The 22,682-nt window shown below is 39.9% G+C and carries 19 protein-coding genes and 2 tRNA genes; 7 read left to right on the plus strand and 14 right to left on the minus strand.

Features of this window, described 5'->3' with window-relative positions:
• Window positions 1-7 precede the first annotated feature (7 nt).
• The 5 genes from pilQ to AW165_RS03760 all read right to left on the minus strand — a co-directional run bounded on the left by pilQ (window position 8) and on the right by AW165_RS03760 (window position 5,183).
• Window positions 8-2,134, minus strand: a complete 2,127-nt coding sequence (gene pilQ, locus AW165_RS03740; RefSeq protein ID WP_060464992.1) for a type IV pilus secretin PilQ — start codon at window positions 2,132-2,134, stop codon at window positions 8-10.
• 62 nt (window positions 2,135-2,196) lie between these two features.
• Window positions 2,197-2,724, minus strand: a complete 528-nt coding sequence (locus AW165_RS03745) for a pilus assembly protein PilP (protein ID WP_002116864.1) — start codon at window positions 2,722-2,724, stop codon at window positions 2,197-2,199.
• Window positions 2,725-2,734: 10 nt separating this feature from the next.
• Window positions 2,735-3,487 (minus strand): type 4a pilus biogenesis protein PilO, encoded by a 753-nt coding sequence (locus AW165_RS03750; protein ID WP_060464993.1) that lies wholly within the window; start codon window positions 3,485-3,487, stop codon window positions 2,735-2,737.
• A complete protein-coding gene (locus AW165_RS03755; RefSeq protein WP_060464994.1) occupies window positions 3,484-4,125 on the minus strand; it encodes a PilN domain-containing protein in 642 nt (213 codons plus the stop codon). The genes AW165_RS03750 and AW165_RS03755 overlap by 4 nt, the downstream gene beginning before the upstream one ends.
• Complete coding sequence (locus AW165_RS03760; protein WP_005067078.1) at window positions 4,125-5,183, minus strand: pilus assembly protein PilM; 1,059 nt, start codon at window positions 5,181-5,183, stop codon at window positions 4,125-4,127. The genes AW165_RS03755 and AW165_RS03760 overlap by 1 nt, the downstream gene beginning before the upstream one ends.
• Window positions 5,184-5,344: 161 nt before the next feature.
• Between AW165_RS03760 and ponA the strand changes: the two genes are divergently transcribed.
• Window positions 5,345-7,906 carry a penicillin-binding protein PBP1a gene (gene ponA / locus AW165_RS03765; protein ID WP_060464995.1) on the plus strand — a complete coding sequence of 854 codons (2,562 nt, stop codon included), beginning with the start codon at window positions 5,345-5,347 and terminating at the stop codon, window positions 7,904-7,906.
• Window positions 7,907-7,921: 15 nt separating this feature from the next.
• Here the strand turns inward: ponA and AW165_RS03770 are convergent, their stop codons facing one another.
• From AW165_RS03770 to AW165_RS03810, 9 genes are all read right to left on the minus strand, one after another.
• Window positions 7,922-8,746, minus strand: a complete 825-nt coding sequence (locus tag AW165_RS03770) for a putative RNA methyltransferase (RefSeq protein ID WP_081410530.1) — start codon at window positions 8,744-8,746, stop codon at window positions 7,922-7,924.
• A gap of 2 nt (window positions 8,747-8,748) precedes the next feature.
• Window positions 8,749-9,081 carry a hypothetical protein gene (locus tag AW165_RS03775; RefSeq protein WP_060464996.1) on the minus strand — a complete coding sequence of 111 codons (333 nt, stop codon included), beginning with the start codon at window positions 9,079-9,081 and terminating at the stop codon, window positions 8,749-8,751.
• Between the two features lie 59 nt (window positions 9,082-9,140).
• The gene (mraY, locus tag AW165_RS03780) at window positions 9,141-10,259 is read right to left on the minus strand and encodes a phospho-N-acetylmuramoyl-pentapeptide-transferase (RefSeq protein WP_002116751.1); all 1,119 of its coding nucleotides are present in this window, start codon (window positions 10,257-10,259) and stop codon (window positions 9,141-9,143) included.
• On the minus strand, window positions 10,260-11,660 hold the full coding sequence (locus AW165_RS03785) for a UDP-N-acetylmuramoyl-tripeptide--D-alanyl-D-alanine ligase (RefSeq protein ID WP_060464997.1): 1,401 nt from the start codon (window positions 11,658-11,660) through the stop codon (window positions 10,260-10,262).
• An 8-nt stretch (window positions 11,661-11,668) separates the two neighbouring features.
• Window positions 11,669-13,168: a UDP-N-acetylmuramoyl-L-alanyl-D-glutamate--2,6-diaminopimelate ligase gene (locus AW165_RS03790; RefSeq protein WP_060464998.1), complete on the minus strand. Its 1,500-nt coding sequence runs from the start codon at window positions 13,166-13,168 to the stop codon at window positions 11,669-11,671.
• Between the two features lie 3 nt (window positions 13,169-13,171).
• Window positions 13,172-15,004, minus strand: a complete 1,833-nt coding sequence (gene ftsI, locus AW165_RS03795; protein ID WP_002117016.1) for a penicillin-binding protein PBP3 — start codon at window positions 15,002-15,004, stop codon at window positions 13,172-13,174.
• Window positions 15,005-15,015: 11 nt separating this feature from the next.
• A complete protein-coding gene (ftsL, locus tag AW165_RS03800) occupies window positions 15,016-15,348 on the minus strand; it encodes a cell division protein FtsL (RefSeq protein WP_060464999.1) in 333 nt (110 codons plus the stop codon).
• Entirely contained in the window at window positions 15,348-16,271 is a 924-nt protein-coding gene (gene rsmH / locus AW165_RS03805) for a 16S rRNA (cytosine(1402)-N(4))-methyltransferase RsmH (RefSeq protein ID WP_060465000.1), read from the minus strand. The genes ftsL and rsmH overlap by 1 nt, the downstream gene beginning before the upstream one ends.
• A 231-nt stretch (window positions 16,272-16,502) precedes the next feature.
• Window positions 16,503-17,504: a sulfate ABC transporter substrate-binding protein gene (locus tag AW165_RS03810; protein ID WP_032004899.1), complete on the minus strand. Its 1,002-nt coding sequence runs from the start codon at window positions 17,502-17,504 to the stop codon at window positions 16,503-16,505.
• Between the two features lie 399 nt (window positions 17,505-17,903).
• Here AW165_RS03810 and AW165_RS03815 point away from each other — a divergent pair, with 399 nt between their 5' ends.
• The 6 genes from AW165_RS03815 (at window position 17,904) to AW165_RS03840 (ending at window position 22,632) form a co-directional block, all read left to right on the plus strand.
• The gene (locus AW165_RS03815; protein WP_002116889.1) at window positions 17,904-18,203 is read left to right on the plus strand and encodes a hypothetical protein; all 300 of its coding nucleotides are present in this window, start codon (window positions 17,904-17,906) and stop codon (window positions 18,201-18,203) included.
• A gap of 116 nt (window positions 18,204-18,319) precedes the next feature.
• On the plus strand, window positions 18,320-19,828 hold the full coding sequence (gene gltX / locus AW165_RS03820) for a glutamate--tRNA ligase (RefSeq protein ID WP_060465001.1): 1,509 nt from the start codon (window positions 18,320-18,322) through the stop codon (window positions 19,826-19,828).
• A 57-nt stretch (window positions 19,829-19,885) separates the two neighbouring features.
• Window positions 19,886-19,961: transfer RNA gene (locus AW165_RS03825), tRNA-Ala, on the plus strand.
• Between the two features lie 25 nt (window positions 19,962-19,986).
• A tRNA-Glu gene (locus AW165_RS03830) sits at window positions 19,987-20,062 on the plus strand.
• A gap of 128 nt (window positions 20,063-20,190) precedes the next feature.
• A complete protein-coding gene (locus AW165_RS03835; RefSeq protein ID WP_060465002.1) occupies window positions 20,191-21,612 on the plus strand; it encodes an amino acid permease in 1,422 nt (473 codons plus the stop codon).
• 120 nt (window positions 21,613-21,732) lie between these two features.
• On the plus strand, window positions 21,733-22,632 hold the full coding sequence (locus AW165_RS03840; protein WP_081410531.1) for a hypothetical protein: 900 nt from the start codon (window positions 21,733-21,735) through the stop codon (window positions 22,630-22,632).
• Window positions 22,633-22,682 lie beyond the last annotated feature (50 nt).

Consider the following 22,682-nt stretch of genomic DNA (forward strand, 5'->3'; position numbering starts at 1 on the left):
AAATATATTAATGATTTCTCACCAAAGTGTCATTAACAATTCGTGGCGTAACGAAAATCAGTAACTCTTGCTTATCATCAGATTTCACATCTTTTCTAAATAAACGCCCAATTACTGGAATGTCTCCAAAGAAAGGAACCTTGGTTTGTGAGTTAGAAGTCGTCTGCTCAAACACCCCTCCTAAAATGACTGTCTCACCATTATGGACGAGTACATTGGTATTAATATTATTTTTATTTAAAATTAATTCACCATTAGGTGCTTCGCCAGCTACAGAATCCTTTGAAATATCCAATTTCATTTGAATTTTACCATCAGGTGTAATGCTCGGAGTAACATCTAAGCTTAGGAGCGCATCTTTAAATGAAGTAGTTGCTGTGGAACCCGCACCAGAAGTAGTCGTCATCAGATAAGGAACTTGCTGGCCAGTAGCGACTTTTGCAGATTGCTTATCTGCGGTCATGACTTTAGGTGTGGAAATAACTTCACCATAGCCATCGGCTTGCAATGCAGAAAGTTCGAGATCAAGCATAAAATCAGACATACTAATCAAGCCAAAGGCAATACTTCCAGCTGGATTAGAAACCCCTAAATCGACATTTAAATTATCTGGACGTTCAATCGTATATTTATAACCACCGGTAGTATCATCTTTTTTGGGCTCGCGTAAATTCCATAAGGTTGTTTCGCTACCACCAACTAATAAATTATTATTGTTGGTAATCCCTTGCGATAATATTCCCCATTTGACGCCAAGCTCTTTGGTAAAAGAAGTAGAGGCTCTTACAATACGCGCCTCAACCATAACCTGCTTCACTTGTACATCAAGTAAATCAATCATTTTACGGATTTTATCAATGTTTTGAGCTGTATCATTAATAATTAAAGTATTAGTCCGTGTATCAGCCACAGCACTACCGCGTGAACTTAGCAAGCTCTCCAACGCAAGAGAATCCGAGTTTGCAGTACGATTCGCAACTGCCCCCTTCCCGTCACGAGAATCCTCGATTAACTTAAGTAAATCGATGGCTTTGGCATAACTCAAATGAATATAATCGGTTTGGATTGGTGCTAACTTAATCGTTTGCGCTAAAGCTTTTGCTTCATCATCTTCGGCTTTAATCAACTCTGCAACTGGAGCAACCCAAATAACATTACCATTTCTACGTTTATCCAGATTTTTAGTTTTTAAAATAATATCAAGTGCCTGATCCCACGGAACATCTTTTAACCGCAAAGTAATATTACCCTGAACACTATCGGCAGCCACCATATTAATACCAGTGAAATCTGCAAGTAACTGTAGAACCCTACGAACTTCAATATCCTGAAAATCAAGAGAAAGCTTATTACCAGAATAATTAGATGGTTTAGATGAAGTGTTTACACTTTTATCTTGAGGACGTTTTAGACTAATTGTTAATTTATTTTCCGCCTGATAAGCCATATATTCATAGCTACCAGTAGATTGAATCGTAATAATACCATTGCCTTTATCATTATATGATTCAATGGTCGAAACAGGCGTTGCAAAATCATTTACATTTAAGCGTTTAGCTAAATGAGTAGGAATTTTAGAACCTAAAGTTCTTACTACAACTTTGCTACCTTGTTGCTGCACATCAACAGGAGTGTTACTTCCCAATAGGTCAATAACGATAAGACCTTCCCCTTGACTACCGCGTTGGAAGCCGATATTTGAAACGCCTTGGGGGTGTGCCGCACTTATTGCTACAGGTTTAGCTACAGCTTGCGCAGAATTAATCTTTAAAATAAAAGTGTTGCCTTCAATACGAGTTGTAAAAGCACCTGCCTCTTTCAAATTTACAGTTAAACGTGAACGCTGATCATCAGAGCTTATATCGACCGAACTCGCTTCATTCGTTCCAATCGCTACTTTTGATTGGGTTAAATTCAGCTGCGCTTTATTAAAATCTAAAACCAAACGTGAAGGATTTTCAAGTTGATATGCTTGCGGTTGTGGCGGCAAGCCATTAAACATAACTCGAATTTCTGTACCTTGGCCCGCTATTTGCGTCGGTACAATATTGGTCATGCTGACCTGTGCAGATGCAACTTGCGTAATTGCAATCGCTATAGCCCCCATCGAAAACTGACGGAATACGTGATTCATTGTCTAACCATCCCCAATAAATAATCTTTAAAAATAATTTTTTCTTTGTTATTCCCTAAATTTTAGGGCGCAGGTCCAATTAACACTAAGGTTCTTGGTCTCTCCACATAACCTTCTCGCCCATCAGGGACAATCTCCACCAAATCAATCTGAGTAGGACCAATATGGGTAATCCGACCTTGATTCATCCCGATATAGTTCCCTACCTGCACTCGCTCAATTTGTTGATCAGGTGTTTGGATCAGAGCCATGACTTGCCCACGGCTGTTACGCATACTTCCTTTCATATTTAAGGACTCTAATGCATAGCTTTCGAGTGGCTGTGGTGCTCGTGAGAAATTCGGATATACTCGTTTCCCCGCCATAATTTTGAGCTCAGCAGCAAGTGAGCTTGGTAAAAATGGGCTCTTTAACTGATGGGCTGCATAATTAAACTGTGGTACAGGCGTAAAAACAGGCGCGGGTTCTATGGCTTGTGGTGGCTGATTACGTATATCGGCCATTTGCTGATTTACGGCGTCGATTCTAGAGTCGCATCCAGCTAAAGCTAAACATGCCAAAATAGAAAGAGAAAATTGTTTAAGTTTCATCGTAATTCCTCTATTTCGGCTGTGTGTTAGCAGTAGAAGAATCAGGTGCTACCGAGGAAGCCGAAGCATTTTTTTCCTGATGTTCAGGATTTTCTACAGCACCCATATAGCGATAAGTTTTTGCTTTGATAGAATAATTAAGCACAGGAATATCTGATTTACCATCCTTAACAGGAGCAGCTTCAACAATAAAATCATGCATCGTCACAATACGTGGTAATGCCGCAATACTGCTAACAAAAGCACCGAAAGCGTGATAATCCCCAGTTGCTTCGATCGTAATAGGCTGTTCAATAAAAATTTCCTGCTTCACTTCATCTTCTAAGCGGATATTTTTAAACTTCAGACCAGAATTCACCCCCGTTAAGTTAATATCTTCAACTAAACTTGGAATTTCGGTTTCTTTTGGCAATTGTTCTAACTGCTGATTGAAGTTGGCTTGCATCTCTTGAAGTTGAAGCTGGTATTGCTGCAAGTTGCGTAATTTTGAGTCTTTTTCTCGAAACTCATTTAATAAATTACTTTCTTGTGCTTGAGCATTATCAATTGCTTGTAGCTTTGGTTGAATAGCAACAAAATACCCCAAAGCCAATACAGCAAAGAAAATAAAAATCCAACACGTAATTTTCACAGATAATGGCCAGCTGCCATAACTGTTCATATCGAGCGTGTTAAATTGCTGAAGAAATTTTTCTAAGGTGATCTTTTTTTTCTTAGATGGAGCTTGTTCTAAAGATAGCTCATGAAGTTCATCAGGACTCATTTTACCACCTCCTTATCCGTACCTACAGAAGTATTGGCGGTATCATCTGTTGTAGTCACCCCCATTTCCCCTACATCAACAGTAACAACAAAACTGCCATAGCTATCTTCAACTCTAGGAAGCAAAGAACTGACAGCTTTATCTTTTTTCTCTTCGGTCGCCAAGAAAGAGCTCATAAAAGCGTTGCGATACCATGGTGATGCTTCGAGATTACGTAATAATTCTGCAACTGTATTTGGACTTTCCGCTTTACCTTCAATCGTAAATTTATCTCCGGTTCGGCTGAATTTAGTCAAATACATGGCTGCCGGAGTCACACGTACTAATTCATCCACCAAACGCACAACGACCGGACGTTGGCTTTGCAAACCTTGAATGAGCTTCATGCGCTCAATAATTGCGTCCCGCTGTTCTTGCAAGCCATTTAAGGTTTTAAGTTGTTGATCTAGATTCTGGTTTGTACTGATAATGAGCTGATTTGCTTGTTCTTGATCATTTAATTTTTGATTCAAATAAAACCACCCTGCAAATACAGTGGTTATCCCCAAAACAACGACCCCAAAACATAAAATAATAAATTGTTTTTTACGCTGCTCCCTAAGCCCATCACGCCAAGGGAGTAAATTAATTGTTGCCATTAATCAAAACTCCTTAAAGCCAAGCCACATGCCACCATTAATGAAGAAGCATCATTTTCAATTTTTTGAACGTCGACTTGAGGAGAGAAACCCATTTGTAAAAACGGGTTGGCAATAGTGACTCGGTAACCGAGTTTCTGCTGCAACAATTTAGCAAGCCCTGGAATGTTGGCATTGCCACCCGCTAGCAAAATATGGTCAATTTCATTGAATTGGGATGAAGAGAAGAAAAATTGTAGAGATCTAGCAGCTTGCTGAACTACAGCATCTAAAAATGGTTCTAAGATTTCGATGTCATAATCATCTGGCAAAGAACGTTCTTTTTTAGCGCGTCCCGCTTCTTCTAATGACAAACCGTAACGGCTTTGAATTTCCAAAGTAAGCTGTTTACCGCCAAAGACTTGTTCACGGGTATAAATGATTTTGCCATTTTGCATAACCGATAATGTGGTCATGGTATGGCCAATATCTAAAATACCAATGGTATTTGCACCCATGGGTAAGCTATCAGCAAACACACTAAAAGCACGCTCGACAGCATAGCTTTCAACATCAGCAAGCTTAGGCGTTAAATCAACCAGTTCCAGTACTTCTACGCGTGTTTCAACATTTTCTGTTCGTGTTGCGACTAAAAGTACATTCACACGATTTGGATTCGGCAGTCGATCTGGTAAAACCTCAAAATCAAGGCTCACCTCATCTAAAGGGAACGGTATATATTGCTCCGCATCTAACCGAATCTGAACTTCACGTTCATCATCGTTCATATCTGCATCCATTTCGATGGTTTTATGAATAACCGTCGATGTTGGAACAGCAATTGCAGCGTTAGTGGTGTGGGGATTTGCTAAATTCATCGCCCGTTCCAAAGCTTCTGCAACTGCTTCTGGATTCAAGATATTTTTTTCAACTACACTGTTCTCAGGTAAAGGCGTTAAAGCATAGCTTTCTACCCAATATTTACCGTTCTTAACAGAGAGCTCTAACAACTTAACAGAAGTCGAACTAATATCGACACCCATTAACCCCTTATTCGGTTTACGATATAACCTGAGCACACTATTGTCCTATTATTTTTTTATCCCCAAAAAAAATTACAAACCAATAATCTAGGTCTTTATTTTTACACGGATACAATATCTCATCTAACAATCCGCATGTCTAAAGGCTATACTGACCACAATTAGTTTGTATTCGATCTTATTAAAGCTTACTTATCATGAAAAAGCTATCCAGTTTGGGCTTCGTGCGTCCAATTTTTTTGATCATTATTATTATCTTAGTCTCACTTCCGATGGGCTTTTATGGCATGTATCTCTATATCGCCCCATCGCTTCCAGAAATGAGTTCACTAAAAAAAGCTCCCCTCTTAAAACCATTACAGGTCTACACTTCAGACAATCAACTGATTGCCGAGTACGGTGGTAAGCTTTCTATTCCGGTTGAATACAAACAAATTCCCCCTGCTTTTATTCATGCATTTTTAGCAGCAGAAGACTCTTCTTTCTTTGAACATAGCGGGATCAGTTTTAAGGGTTTAGGTCGTGCTTTGAGCGAAAGCGTGACGGGTTCGGATGTGCAAACTGGTGGTTCAACAATCACCATGCAAGTTGCAAAGAACTATTATTTGAGTCCAGAAAGAACTCTAAAACGTAAAATAACCGAAATCTTTTTGGCTCGAAAAATTGAGCAAAATTTGTCTAAAGAAGAAATTCTCAGTCTCTATGTGAATAAAATCTTCTTAGGGAAAAATGCGTATGGTATCGCGGCAGCAGCTAAAATTTATTATAACAAAAGCATTAATGAGCTCAGCATTGCTCAAATGGCAATGATTGCAGGTTTGCCAAAAGCACCTTCTAAATATAACCCTGTAGTTAATCCAGAACGCGCTCTCGAACGACGCAACTGGATTTTAGGCCGTATGTTACAGCTGGGTTATATTTCTCAAGCAGAATATCAAAAAGGTGTAGCAGAACCGATTAACCTAAACATGCCCAATCGGGATTTAAATAATATTCATCCCTATGCTGGTGAAATGGTTCGTTCAGAACTTGTAAAGCATTTTGGTGAACAAGCCATTGATTCTGGCTATAAAGTCTACACAACAATTAATGCTAAACGCCAAGCTATTGCAGAAAAAGCTGTGCAAGATGGCCTTGAAGCTTATGACCGTCGTCATGGCTGGCGTGGTGCAGAAGCACATGACAAACCATTAAGTGAATTTAAAGCATATGCCAACACTTATCCTGCACAAGTTACTAAGGTAAATAGCAGCTCTTTTGAAGCATTAATGCAAGATGGCTCAACTGTTACTGTTCAGTGGTCAGGCATGTCATGGGCACGCCCCTATCGCAATGCAAATAGCATAGGTGGCGCTCCTTCACGTGCATCTCAAATTGTTAAAGTTAAAGATATTGTTCGTTTACGCCCAAATGACAATAAAACAGCTTGGTCTTTAGTTCAGGTTCCAAAAGTTCAAGGTCAACTCATTGCAATTAACCCGAATGATGGGTCAATTGAAGCAATTGTAGGTGGCTACAACTTCTACCAATCAAAATTTAACCGTGCCTTACAAGGCTGGCGTCAACCGGGTTCTACAATCAAGCCATTCCTCTATGCTTTAGCATTAGAAAGAGGTATGACACCTTATAGTATGGTGAATGATAGCCCAATTACGATTGGCAAATGGACACCGCGAAACTCTGATGGGCGTTACTTAGGTATGATCCCATTACGTCGTGCTTTATATTTGTCTCGTAATACCGTATCAGTAAGACTTCTACAAACAGTAGGGATTGAACGTACTCGCCAATTATTTATGGATTTCGGTTTACAAGAAGATCAAATTCCTCGCAACTACACCATTGCTTTAGGTACTCCTCAAGTATTACCAATTCAAATGGCAACTGGTTATGCAACGTTTGCAAACGGCGGTTACCGTGTTCAACCACATTTCATTCAACGTATTGAAGATGCTTACGGCAAAGTCATTTATGAAGCCAAACCAGAATACGCGTGTATTCCATGTATTAATGCACCTGACACAACGGATGATGAGCAAAAACCTAAAACGACTGATGATGAAGTCATTGAAGTTACGAATAAAGACATAGAACAGAAAGAAAACGCAGCTAAACAGCTTAATCTTAAACAGACTGACAAAAACAACAGTCAATATCGCCAAGCTCAACGTATTTTAAAATCAAGCTCTGCTTATGATATGGCGAACATCTTACGTGATGTAATTGAGCATGGTACAGGTCGTGCTGCACTTAAAATTGGCCGTAGTGATTTAGGTGGTAAAACAGGTACTACGAATGATGCAAAAGATGCATGGTTTGCAGGTTTCAACGGCAAGTTAGTGACCGTAGCATGGGTTGGATTTGACCAACCGACCACGCTTGGCCGTCGTGAATATGGTGGTATTGCTGCATTGCCGATCTGGATTAACTTTATGGGTCAAGCATTGCAAGGTACGCCAGCAGCTTGGGTCCGTTTAGATAAAGATGCTAAAGGTCCTATTTCACGTGACCAACAAGAAACCGTTACTGAAGTAGCTGATAAGAAAACTTATCGTGCGGCTCCGCCACTAGCACGTCCGCTCTATCGACCAGCACCGCCACAACCAAAATTAAGCAATGACAATGACTTTTCCGATTTACCAGGTGAAGAAATTGTTATTCCGTCAAAAGCTGCGCCTCCTGCCATGAGACCTTCACAGGAGTCCGCTCCTAAGCGAGAAAAAGATGAATTAGAAAATCTGATTAATCAGATTGAATAATAGAAAAAGCCATCGTTAGATGGCTTTTTTATTGCGCTTCTGAAAGACATAAATTTGAAAAGATGCAGTTATTTCTAATTGTGACTGCTGCTCTAACTGCGAACGGCGCTCAGGAGAGGCTTTATAAGCATAAGGTGTCATAGCAATCAGATTTTTTAGAGCCTGTTTATCAAGCACAAAAGGCGCATCAATAATTTGCTCTTGCTTTAATTCAAACAAATCTTGTAGTTGCTCTACAAACTTTTCTGGTGTGTGAGGATTAACTTGCTCAAATAAAGCCTCACGCATGGCATACAAATGTTCAGAAGCAGGCGTAACAACAATTAAATGACCCTCATCTTTTAAGACACGCGCAATTTCTGCTTGCGGAATTGGGCTAAATAAACTGGTGCAAGCATCCATACTCCTATCCAATACAGGTAAAGTTGCTCCTGTTCCCACCACCCAAGTTACTTCAGTGTTGAGCTTTGCCGCACGTTGTACCGCGTTTTTTGCAATATCAACACCAACACACTGTTCAACAACTTGCTGCATAGCACTTGTATAGTAGCCCTCACCACATCCGATATCGAGTATTGCTTTTACATCTAGTTGCTTTAATAAATCGACTACTGCCTGCTGTAATGGTTGATAGTAACCACTTTGTAAAAAAGCTCGTCGCGCATCGACTGACTCGGGCGTATCCCCTGGGTTTTTACTATGTTTATGTTGCACCACATGTAAATTGACATAGCCTTGTTTAGCTACATCATAACTATGTCCTTGCTCACATCGCCAAGTTCGTTCAGTTAAATTTAGGGGCTGACGGCACACAGGGCACATTAAAATTTGCTTAGCCACTTTTAATTATTCTCTTGTTCTTTCTGTTGTAAATAAGCTTTTGCGTGCAGCCCAATAAAGGTACGGCCTGCATTTGTTCCATTAATCCATTCATCGACCTGAAACAAATCAAACAGACCTACCTTGACTAAAGTTGGAATTGCGATCTTTAGCTCTTCCTCAATTTGTCCTCTTTGCCCAGCATTATATAATTCAATATTGTGCAACATTGTCGCTACAGTTCCTGTTTGCACCTGACTTCCATCTTTAAGTACAACTTGAGGTAATACTTCGCCCTCTCCAACTACTTTTTGATTAATCACAGATAATTGGTCTAGACCAGCAACTTTTGTCATTCACCTCTCCAATAAAAAAAGCCAGTAGAACTGGCTTTATATTGACACTAAAATAAGATCTATCGCAATTTTAAAGTCATTAGACCTAAAACTACTAATATAATTGTAATAATCCAAAAACGGATTACAACTTGCGTTTCTTTCCAGCCCTGCTTTTCATAGTGATGATGTAGCGGTGCCATTAAGAACACACGTTTATTACGCATACGCAAGGAGCCGATTTGTAAGAATACAGATACTGCCTCCATTACAAATACACCACCCATAATTGCAAATACGATTTCTTGACGAACCATAACTGCAATTGTTCCAAGCATCGCACCTAAAGCTAAAGCACCGACATCACCCATAAATACTTGAGCAGGATGCGCGTTATACCAAAGGAATGCCAAACCTGCACCAATCATAGCAGAACAGATTACTACGAGTTCAGAGGTATATTTCACATATGGAATATGTAAATAGTTAGCGAAACGGATGTCACCAGACAAGTAAGCAAATACGCCTAAACCTGTAGCCACCATAACAACTGGCATGATTGCCAAGCCATCTAAACCATCTGTTAAGTTAACAGCGTTAGAAGCACCATTAATCACCAGATAGGTAAATACAATAAATGCCAAACCTAAAGGAACAATTGAGAGTGGAATTGAAAGATTCTTAAAGAATGGAATCAATAAATCCAGCATATTGGCGGTATGTTCTGCATTGGACTGTTGAGTTGCGATTAAATATAACGCAATACCAGCACCCAGCGATGCAACAGAAGTCCAGAAAAACTTCTTACGTGCAGGTAAACCTGCATTGTCTTTATAGCGAATTTTAATCCAGTCATCTGCCCAGCCTACAGCACCGAATACAACCATTACACCAAGCACAATCCAGACATAAGGGTTAGATAAATCAGCCCATAGTAAAGTACTAATACCAATTGAAAGCAGAATTAAAATTCCGCCCATCGTTGGTGTACCCATTTTTTTAGCATGATTTTCAGGAGCAAACGAACTTACTGCCTGACCGTATTTTAACGCTTGTAATTTACGAATCATGATCGGTCCAAGGACCAGACCAATGGTCAGTGAAGTTAATACACTGAGTAAAGAACGTAATGTTAAATAACGAACGACCTGAAACGAGCTGTGATAGCCCGCAAGTTGTTCAAACAACCATAACAGCATTTAAAGTTTCTCCATCAAATCAGCCATCAACGTTTCCATATGAGTAAAGCGAGAACCTTTAAACAGGAAACTCATGGACTGGGGTTGATGTGTTTGGATTAGATTGATTAAAAATGGAAGCGCCTCAGCTTGTGTCTGAAATGCTTTCACTTTATTAGAATGAGAGTCTGCACCCTCGAGAGCAGCTGGAGCGAACTGTCCAACTGCAATAATATGATCTAAAGAAAGTTCGGCAAGATCACGGCCTAAATCATGATGCTCTTGCCAACTGCTATCACCTAACTCACCAATATCCCCCATGACCATTACTTTTACGCCTTGTTGCTGCAACAACACTTGTGCAGCAGCGCGCATAGAAGTCGGATTGGCATTGTAGGTATCATCAATAAATAAGTAAGGTGACTTTTGAATAAAGTTAAGACGACCTTTCGCTCCTTGAGCTTGCTCTAAACCTTGGACAATATCTTCTAGTCCAATACCAATTGCTAAAGCAAAAGCTACAGCTGCGGTCGCATTTTGAACATTATGCTCACCCGCAAAAGGAAGCTTAACTCCACTACTACCTTGTGGTGTATGAAGGATAAAATTCGTTGATTGAGGCAATAACTCCACATCTGTTGCATAGACATCGCCTCCTACACCAAATGTAGAAATACGATGAGCTTTCGCAGCATCAAGAATTTCGGCAGTGAAGTCATCTTGTTGCGGCACAATTGCAACACCATTTGGTAAAATATGACGATAAATTTCTGATTTTGCGCGGCAAATACCTTCACGGCCACCAAATTCGCCTAAATGAGCTGTACCAATATTTAATATGCCCGCAACATGAGGCTGAACGAGTTTTGATGTGTAATCAATCTCGCCTTGATGGCTTGCACCCAACTCCATCACCGCATATTGATGTTCCTTGCGAAGCTCTAGCAACATCATTGGTACACCAAGGTCATTATTTAAATTCCCTCGGGTGATTAGTGTCGGCGCTAAGCGCGACAATATACTTCCCAGCATTTCTTTGGTTGTAGTTTTACCACTACTTCCCGTTAAGGCAATCACCTTTAATTGTGAGTTTTGCTCACGGCGATAAGCGCCGAGTTGCCCTAAAGCCAATCGGGTGTCAGCAACAACGAGTTGTGCAATATCTACATCTAGCGGACGTTCAACAATAGCTATTTGACAACCATTTGCAGCAACTTGCGCAACGAAATCATGCGCATCGAAACGCTCACCTTTTAGTGCTAAAAAGGCATCCCCAGTTTCCGCATGACGCGAGTCCGTCAAAATACGTTTAATTTCAGTTTGAGGGATTTGATCTTTATGCCAGTAGCCCTGTGTTGCCTGTTGTAATTGTTGAGCTGTCCACGGTTCCAAAGGCACGGTACTGGTGGTTGAAGTATGCATAATTTGTCCTATTGTGCAGGGTAAGCAGCGTCTACAGTGTGATGTTGTGCATCAATCGCAGAACGCACTTCAACAACATCATCAAACCAGTGACGTACGCCATTAATTTCTTGATAATTTTCATGTCCTTTACCGGCAATCACAACAATATCACCAGCCTGAGCCTGCTGTGCAACAAATTTAATTGCTTCACGGCGGTCATGAATTTCATGCATACGGTGCCCTGAAAAATCGATTCCTTGCTTCATGTCAGCAAAAATTTGTTCAGGGTCTTCTGTTCTTGGGTTATCCGACGTCAAAATAACTGGATTTGCGCCGTTTAAAGCTGCTTGAGTCATTAATGGGCGCTTACCGCGATCACGGTCCCCGCCACACCCAAATACAGCCCAAAGTTGATTCGAAACATGACGTTTTAATGTTTTAAGCACTTGAATTAATGCATCTGGTGTATGCGCATAATCAACAACAAATAAACGCTCACCATCACGAATAACTTGCATTCGACCTGGAGCACCAATCAGCTCAGGAACGAAAGCTACTAGCGCTTTTAAATCAAAACCTGCTTGCTCAGTAGCAATAAGAGCTGCAACCAAGTTTTCGACATTAAAATGCCCTAACAATGGACTTTGCACAGCAAAAGAACCTTGCGGGCTCACTAAATTAAATGTCGCCCCCGCTAAACTGTAACTCAGGTCAGTAATATAATAATCAGCAGTATTTTGAGTAAGTGAATACGTTAAAATTTTCGGTTGAGCAGGATTTTGCTTTGCTGCATTAATCATGAGAGCTGCATGCTCATCATCTAAATTAATAACGGCTACTTTTAAAGAGCTAAAACGGAATAAAAGAGCCTTCGCTTCTGCATAAGCCTCTAAAGTGCCGTGGTAATCCAGATGGTCACGACTCAAATTGCTATAAACGGCAATCTCAATTGCACAACCATTTAAACGACCTTGTTCCAAACCATGTGAACTTGCCTCTAAAGAAGCAAAAGTCGCACCTTGTTTTGCATAATCATGCAATGCATTTTGCAATTGTAAAGCATCAAGCGTAGTGTGAGTTGATGGTGTTAAGTCTGGCAAAATACCATTGCCTGTAGTGCCCATCACAGCACAGCGCTGTTGTTGCGAGCTAATTAATTCAGCCACTAGACGCGAAATTGTGGTTTTACCATTTGTACCGGTCACTGCAATAATACGCACTGGTACTACGGGATCTATACGCTGTAAATAACGTTCTTGCCATTCACCCATACGTTGACGCACATCAGAACACACCCACTCATTTGCTACGCCCAACTCAGTCTCGCTAATAATGGCAAGTGCACCATTAGCTAAAGCTGACTCAGCAAAAGCGCGTGTTTTTTCAGGTTGGCTATAACTGGTCAAAGCGATAAAGATCTGGCCTGACGCAACCTTACGACTGTCTACACTAAAGCCTTGAAAAGGCTGTTTAGACCACTGTGCATCGATCTCGACTGGATTAATTTCTTGGAAAGAAACAGACATAGCTTACCTGCGAATAGGATTTTCTGGAGTATCAAGGGGCTTATCAAGCGGCACATTCATTAAGCGCAATGATTCTTGCATAATACGTGCAAAAACAGGGGCCGCAACCAAACCACCGTAATAACGGCCTTGTGGATTTTCAACAACTACAATAACCGCTAAACGAGGATCACTAATCGGAGCTACACCTGCAAATAAAGCACGGTATTCATTATTTGAATAACCTTTACGGTCTGCACGAAGTTTATGAGCCGTACCTGTTTTACCACCAACGCGATAACCCGGAATATTAGCTTGCTTTGCAGTACCGCCTGGCATCGTCACCTGCTCAAGCATAAGTAAAACCTGATCAGCAATTTTTGGAGCAAGAACTTGCTCACCTTTAGGTGCTTGATCGAGCTTATGCAAGCTTAGAGGCATTTTTACCCCATGGTTTGCAAGCATTGCATAGCCTTGCGCCAACTGAAGAATAGTTGCATTTAGACCATAACCGTAAGCCATGGTACCAATTTGGGAAGAGTTTAACTTGCTTACAGGAAGTACTAAACCAGAGCTTTCACCAGGGAACTTCACAGCAGAACGCTTACCAAAGCCAGCACGGTTAAAGAAGCTTGGTAATGTTTCCTTAGGAAGTGACAACGCAATTTTTGCCGAACCCACGTTTGATGACTTAATAATTACGCCACTAACAGTCAAAGCACCATAGTTATGCGTATCACGAATGGTATGCCAGCCTAAACGCATTGAACCTGGCGAAGTGTTGACAATCGTATTTGGGGTGTATTGTCCAGTTTCGAGTGCAGCAGAAACTGTAAAAGGCTTCATAGTAGAACCCGGCTCGAACATATCAATCGCACCGCGGTTACGCATGGCATCTTTATTAGATAAACCGTTTTTATCATTCGGGTTATAAGATGGCCAACTGGTCATAGCCAGAATTTCGCCTGTTTTAACATCTACAGCAATTGCTGTCGCCGAACGGGCGTTATTTGCAACACCAGCAGCAGTCAACTCACGGTACATAATATATTGCAAACGAGAGTCGATACTTAAAGTGATGTTTTCGCCTGGCTCACCTTCACGAATAACCTCAGAAACTTTTAAGCGGTTACCACGTTTATCACGAATAATTTTTTGTTCGCCATCTACCCCAGACAGTTGTTTATTCAACTGCATTTCCAAGCCTTCAATCCCTTGGCCTTCACTATTGGTTAAACCAATAATCTGAGCATTTGGCTGCGGTTGAGGATAATAACGTTTATATGTTTTCTCAGCATAAACGCCTTGGAAGTTACCCTTTGTAATGAGATCTGCCTGCTGTGGCGGCACTTCTTTTTTCAAAACCAAATAACGAGAACGTGGACGCGCATTCATCTGTTTTTTTAGATCTGCACGGTCTAAACCAACCACATCCGCTAACTCATCAAGGTTTAGGTTTTTATCTGGTAATTGTCGTTTTAACTTACGATTATTTGGATCTTTTTTTAATTCCGCTGTAATTTCGTCATATAAATGCTTGGTATCAAAGTAATCACGTGGATCAATGACAATTTTCATAATAGGCGTACTAATGGCCAAAGGCACACCATGACGGTCGCTAATAACCCCACGCATTGCCTCAATACGTTCCGTACGCAAAATATTGGCATTGGCCTTGTTTTGTAAAAAGTCTTTATTAATCACTTGTACATAAAATGCACGTGCAATTAATACAACAAAACAGAGCAGTACTGTTGCCCAGAGCAGATAAAACCGCCACATATCGAAGGCAAGAGTTGGTTTTTCCGAAATAGACTGCTGTTTTTTCCGTGTTTGCTTTGTTCGCTTATCTACCATACAGCAAGGCCTTACTTATTTTGCTCTGAGGTCATCGGTAAAGAAATTACCACCGTTTCTGCAGCAGGTGGCGAAAACATGCGTAGTTGGGTTACAGCACGCGTACCAATCTGTGCTGTTGCACCGAAGGTTTGTTGCTCAATAAGCAAACGCCCCCATTCAGCATTGAGATCATCACGTTCACGCATATAAGAGCTGAGCTCTCTATAATCATGACGATATTCAAATACTTGAAATACCACCATCATGGCACTGATAAAAACAAGCGCCACTAATACGGTGTATGCCACAACTTTTTTCACCACTTTATTTTCGGTGATTTCAATTTCATCACTGCTTTTCATTACGCGCCTTTTTGTTCCAAGCGTTCAGCAACCCGAAGCCATGCACTACGTGAACGTGGGTTCGCTTTTACTTCTTCTTCACTCGCACGAACCCGTGAAATTTTCTTTAACTTTCTTGTATCTACCTGTTGCTGAGGCATTCCCCAGCCAATATCTTCTGCCAAAGTCGATTCTTTTTGAATAAATTGTTTGATTAAACGATCTTCAAGAGAATGAAAGCTAATCACAGACAAACGCCCTTTTGGTTTTAGTAAGTCTACAGCTTGTGGTAAAAATACTTCAATATCATCTAGTTCTTTATTAATAGCAATACGAATTGCCTGAAATGTGCGTGTTGCTGGATGCTTATGTTTTTCCCACTTTGGATGAGCTGTTTTAACAAGTTCTGCCAATTGGGCTGTCGTGTCTAGTTTTCCAGCTTGTTTAATCGCTTTTGCAATACGTCGACTATAACGTTCTTCGCCATATTGATAAATAATATTTGCTAATTGTTCTTCTTCAATTTCAAGTAACCACTCAGCTGCGGTTAATCCCTTAGAATTATCCATTCGCATGTCTAGAGGACCATCCTGCATAAAACTGAAACCACGTTCAGCTTGGTCGAGTTGAGGGGATGACACCCCTAAGTCAGCCATAATGCCATCAACACTCATCACACCAATTTCCTGCATTTTTTCTTTAATATCAGCAAAACTGGCATGAATAATGGTAAATCTCGGGTCTTCTTGCGCCAAAGCAGCTGCAACTTCCAAAGCTTGAGGGTCTTTATCAAATGCATATACTCGTGCATTTTCATCAAGTTTCGAGAGCAATAAACGTGTATGCCCACCTCGTCCGAAGGTTGCATCGATATACACCCCTGTTGTGCGATCTGCCAATAAGCTCTCAACGGTCTCAAAAAGTAAGACAGAAATATGCGACATAGGTGTTAAATCATTGCGTAAAAATGTAACTGCACATTATCACCTTGTTTATGACCAACGCCAAACGGCTTTTTGTAGGAAAATATTAATTTTTCATAGATAAAACCGTTTTGTTAGCATTTTTTAAGCAAAAAAAGAAAGCAAGCTTACTTTTTTAAGTTTGCTTGCTTTCTTTATGAATATTTAACTTCTAAGTTTTCTTTTTGGACTATTGTTTTTAGATCATTTTATTTACTGCTTGCCATCATAAATTTGATCAAAAATAGCACCGTTTGCAAAGTGAGTTTTCTGAGCTTTAGCCCAGCCACCGAACACATCATTAATGGTAAATAATTTAATTTTTGGAAATTGCGCTGCATATTTCGCAGCCACTTGAGCATTACGCGGTCGGAAATAATGTTTAGCAGCTAATTCTTGACCTAAAGGTGAATATAAAAAGTTCAGATAACCTTTTGCCAAGGTCCGGTTTCCATCTTTATCTACGGTTTTATCTACAATCGCGACAGATGGTTCAGCCAAAATTGAAATTGATGGATAAACAATTTGATATTTATCCTTATCAGGTCCTTTCGTCGCCAACAAAGCTTCATTTTCCCAAGACAACAAAACATCACCAATGCCACGTTCGGCAAATGTCGTAAGTGAACCACGGGCTCCCGAATCTAGAACTTTCACATTGTGATAAAGCTTTTTCACCAACTCTCGAGCCTTAGCATCATTTCCACCCGGCTGTTTTAAAGCATATCCCCACGCAGAGAGATAAATCCAACGCGGTGCACCACCTGTTTTAGGGTTAGGGGTGATAATTTCCACACCTGGTTTTGTTAAATCATTCCAGTCGCGTATATTTTTCGGGTTACCTTTTCGTACTAGAAACACGACAGTTGACGTATAGGGGGCAGAATTATTTGGGAATTCTTTTTGCCAGTTCGGCTGAATAAACCCAGCTTTCACAATCTCATCAATATCATTCGCTAATGCTAACGTTACTACATCAGCTTCAAGTCCTGTGGCTACCGCGCGGGCTTGTTTGCCAGATCCACCATGTGACTGTTTGAATTCAACGTCTTGCCCTGTTCGCTGTTTCCAAAATTTACCAAATGCTTGGTTATATTCTTGATAGAACTCTCGAGTCGGATCATAAGAAACATTTAAAAAAGAGGTCGCTGCTTGAGCCGCTGTTGTCGCTATTCCCACATATAAAGCGACAGCTATTATTGATATTTTTTTCATTTACAAAATCCATCATTCGTTTTAGTTTAACTATATTTTTAATTTTATTTTTTACAATCAATTACTTATATTTATATCTTTTTTATTAATCTTTTTTAGATATATAGCTTAGAATGTCTAAGTTATTTCATTTTTGAAAAATTTTGTAATTATTCTTACAACTTATTTTAGACCTTCACTTTATCTACACATTAATTTGTTAAATAATGAAGCGTAAAGGATACATAGGGTCTACATTTGAGTCGACCAGTTTAAAATATAGGTAAATTTTGTAAAAAGTGTGACACAGTTCCACTTTTTTATTAATATTTATGTTTAAATCGTAGCATTACCGTAATTTTACATTTTGTTAAACTCAAAAAATAGATGAAATGTAATGAACAGAGGGGATGATTAACAATGAAAATTCATTATGGAAAAGCTTTAAGCTTAAGTTTGGTGCTGAGTTTGGCATCACAGTTTTCTGCAGCAGCAGTACTTAAAGATACTCCAAGCAAAACTGGTTCAGAGAAACAGACTTCGCTTATTGAAAAAGCTTTAGATCAGCAGAAACGTAACCCTATTGTGTTACCTTCTACAAATGATGAGCTTAAAGTTCTAAATACGATTCGCGTTACACCAACTCAAAATTTTCTTGCTGCACAACACGAACGTTTTTCACGTTTTGTTCAGGCAATCTTTCAGCCCCATGCTTCTTAAAATCTGAAACACCCCCTCTTCGTTTCAGTTTTAGCCCAGCCTGACGTTAAATAAAACGTCAGAATACTGGGCTTTTTCGTTATAATAGTTTCAATTTTTATTTTGACCCTTTATCTATGAAAGTTCGTACTCGTATTGCCCCTTCCCCTACCGGTTTTCCTCATGTTGGCACAGCCTACATTGCTTTATTTAACATGTGTTTTGCGAAACAACATGGCGGAGAATTTATTTTAAGGATTGAAGATACAGACCAACTTCGTTCTACACCAGAGTCTGAAAAAATGATTTTGGATTCATTACGTTGGTTAGGTTTGAATTGGTCTGAAGGTCCAGATGTAGGTGGCCCACATGCACCATATCGCCAATCTGAACGTATGGGAATTTATAAGCAATACGCATTAGAACTTGTTGAAAAAGGTCATGCTTTTTACTGTTTCGCAACAGCAGAAGAACTTGACCAAATGCGTGCTGAACAACAAGCACGTGGCGAAACACCAAAATATGACGGCCGCGGTTTAAAACTTTCTCAAGAAGAAGTGACTCGACGTCTTGAAGCGGGTGAACCTCATGTCATTCGTATGAAAGTGCCTGAAGAAGGTGTTTGTAAATTTAATGACTTGCTACGTGGTGAGGTTGAAATTCCTTGGGCTCAAGTCGATATGCAAGTCCTTCTTAAAACAGATGGTTTACCAACTTACCACTTAGCTAACGTTGTTGATGACCATTTAATGGAAATCACTCATGTATTGCGTGGTGAAGAATGGCTTCCTTCTGCACCAAAGCATCAGTTGCTTTACCAATATTTTGGTTGGGAAATGCCAACTCTTTGCCACATGCCACTGTTACGTAACCCAGATAAATCAAAACTATCTAAACGTAAAAATCCAACATCAATTAACTACTACCGCGATATCGGTGTATTACCAGAAGCCTTACTCAACTATTTAGGCCGTATGGGTTGGTCAATGCCAGATGAAAGAGAAGTTTTCACATTACAAGACATGATGGATAACTTTGACATTCAACGTGTATCACTAGGCGGACCAATTTTTGACGTTGAAAAATTGAACTGGTTAAATGGTCAATGGATCAAAGGTTTAACACCTGGCCAATTATTAGACCGTTTATTAACATGGAAAAGTGACCGCAGCACTTTAGAAGACATTGCTGCCGCTATTCAACCACGTATTAATTTACTTTCAGAAGCTGTGAATTGGGCTGGTTTCTATTTTAACCATATGCCACAAATTACTGCTGAAATGTTTGAAAGTAAAAAATTGACTCAAGAGCAAGTTCGTCAAAGTTTACAATTTGCAATTTGGCGTCTTGAAGGTCAGTTTACTTGGAATAATGACACCGTTAGCCAAACCCTAATAGATCTTGCGAATCAGATGGGCATTAAACTACGTGATTTCATGCCAGCGTTCTTTATCGCAATTGCCGGTTCAACGAGTTCAACACCAGTGATGCAATCAATGGTTACGCTTGGGCCTGATTTAACTTTCGCTCGTTTACGTCATGCCCTAGAAATTGTAGGCGGACCAAGCAAGAAAGAAGTTAAAAATTGGGAAAAACTCAATGAGAGCTTAAAATTGCCGAAAAATGACGCAACTAGCGAAGTTTAATTCATTTTTTTGTTGACGTGTGAGCGCATTCACCCTAAGATTGCGCTCACACAAACTGGGGTCATAGCTCAGTTGGTAGAGCGCTACAATGGCATTGTAGAGGTCAGCGGTTCGATCCCGCTTGACTCCACCACGCTCCTTTGTGTTTGCCTCATCAAGTCCCTATCGTCTAGAGGCCTAGGACATCGCCCTTTCACGGCGGTAACCGGGGTTCGAATCCCCGTAGGGACGCCATATTCTGCTTTAAAAATTATTAAAAGACTCTATCGTCACCTTACTGTTTATTCTTTATCTCTTTCTAGATTGCACATTTGTCTATTTTATCTAAAATAGCGTCTTTCTTAATTCTCTCAATGTGTAATATGCAGCCATCTGACAAACAACTAGATGCTCATCAGCATCAGAACAGTACTGCACCTTTAAAAAGAGCCATGAGTACGCGCCATCTTGTGATGCTATCACTGGGCGGAGCGATCGGAACTGGTCTATTTTTAGGTTCAGGGGAAGTCATTTCACAAACTGGAGCTATTGGCGCAATTATTGCCTATATTCTTGGTGGCGCGATCGCTTACATGGTCATGCTCTGCCTAGGAGAACTCGCTGTACACATGCCTGTTTCAGGTTCTTTTGGTGCCTATGCCAAAAAATATATCAGTCCAAGTACTGGCTATATGATTTCTTGGATGTACTGGCTCACCTGGACTGCAACGCTTGGAACCGAATTCACTGCCGCAGCCCTACTCATGCAAGAATGGTTTCCACAGATTTCCATGTGGATTTGGACAATTATTTTTGCAGTTACTATTTTTGGCTTAAATATTAGTTCAACGCGTATTTTTGCTGAGTCTGAGTTTTGGCTGGCTCTTGTTAAAGTCGTTACTGTCATTGCCTTTATTGTGCTCGGCCTATTAGCAATTTTTGGTTTAATTCCATTCCATGGTGCCCAAACTGCTCCACTATTTAGCAATCTTACGGCTCAAGGCTGGTTCCCTCATGGTTTAATTCCTATTTTTACGACCATGTTAATTGTTAACTTTGCATTCTCAGGAACTGAATTAATTGGTGTAGCAGCTGGCGAAACAAAAGATCCAGCTCAAAATGTACCAAAAGCGATTAATGCCGCGATCTGGCGCCTCCTTATTTTCTTTGTGGGTACCATCATTGTTATTAGCGCTTTACTTCCTTTCCAACTTGCAGGTTTAGGCGGTGACGGTGTAAGTAGCAGTCCTTTTGTGACGGTATTTAATTATATTGGCATTCCATATGCGGATGACATTATTAGGTTTGTAATCATCACAGCTCTGCTTTCAGCAGCCAATTCTGGCCTATATGCAGCTTCACGTATGATGTGGTCTCTGTCAGAACAAAAATTACTACCTAGTGTGTTTGCGACTTTATCAAAAAGTGGAACGCCAATCGTAGCTCTAGTTGTAACTATGTTCGGTGCAATTCCAGGTTTATTATCAGAGCAATTTGCACCTGAGACTATTTTTAAGAATCTGCTGGGTGTAGCTGCTTTTACTATGGTCATCGTATGGATGAGCATTTGTTTAAGTCAGTTCAATTTCCGCCGCCAATGGTATAAATCAGGTCATACAGTTAAAGACTTACAATATGCTGCGCCTTTATTCCCTATTGTGCCAATTTTAGGTTTTGTTTTCTGTTTCATTACTTGCTTGAGTATGGCAGCAGACCCTGAAATGCGCGCTGGTTTTGTAGGCTGTCTTATTTTTACAGCTTTATGTTATGTCAGTTATTTTATTTTTTATCGTAATAAAGACTAAACCAGTCGTTATTCAATTAAAGTGTAGCAAAAAGCTACACTTTTTTTTGCCTATATACTGGTTTTAAACAACATACCGTTGTAGATTAAAATTTGTATTAAAAACAAAATCTTGTATAGAATGAAAATTATATTTATCCACGGGATGAATCAACAAAACTACACAGCACATCGCTTGAAAGAGCATTGGTTAAAAGTATTCAAGCTCGGCCTGAAACAAATGCCTTGCAAAGTTAATGTCCGCGATCTTCATATTCACATGCCATTTTATGGCGACTTAATGACCAAATACCAATTAAGCAACCAATTAGACCTTAACACGTTATTACCTAAATCATTTTTTAATAATTATTTCCCTATTAACGTACACCCAAGTAATCCTCCTACTAGAGAGCACACTCCATTTGTTCCATTGTTACGTCCCTCAACCGATCAAGCTGATAAAAGCTTCTCAGAACGGCTTTATCTGACTTCTCAATTAGTTAAAGATCGTGTACTGAAAGAACTAGTTGTTTTATTAAATAACTTTCCTAAACTGCATGAAAGTTTGATTCAACAATTCCTCATCGAAACCTATATGTATCTATCTAACCCAGAGTTTATGGAGGAAGTACATCAAAGAATTTTAAAGAAAATGCGAGAAGACGAAGATTACATTGTGGTTGGACACTCTCTCGGTTCAGTTATTGCTTTCCAATTATTATCAGATCCATCTTATCAATTCTCAGTTAAGCGTTTTATTACCCTAGCTTCCCCTTTAGCTTTTCGCGTGATTCAAAGTAAGCTCCCGAATCCAATTTCCAGACCGCCATGTATTTACGGTGATTGGTTTAATTTTTACTCTCAGGATGATTTTTTGACTGCATTTCCATTGTGCGAAGCCCCATTTAATTTTGAACCTGCCATTATTAATCAGAAAATTTATACTTTCGCCAACCAGCCGCATGAGATTTTAGGGTATCTACAACATCCGTCGGTCATAAAGGCAATTATTGAACCTTTTCAGAAAAATGAAGGCTAAATGTATATATTTTCTACAATTTGAGTTATTTTTAATCGCTTGACTGTTTT

This window comes from Acinetobacter sp. LMB-5, from assembly GCF_001541635.1.
GTDB classification, from domain to species: domain Bacteria; phylum Pseudomonadota; class Gammaproteobacteria; order Pseudomonadales; family Moraxellaceae; genus Acinetobacter; species Acinetobacter pittii.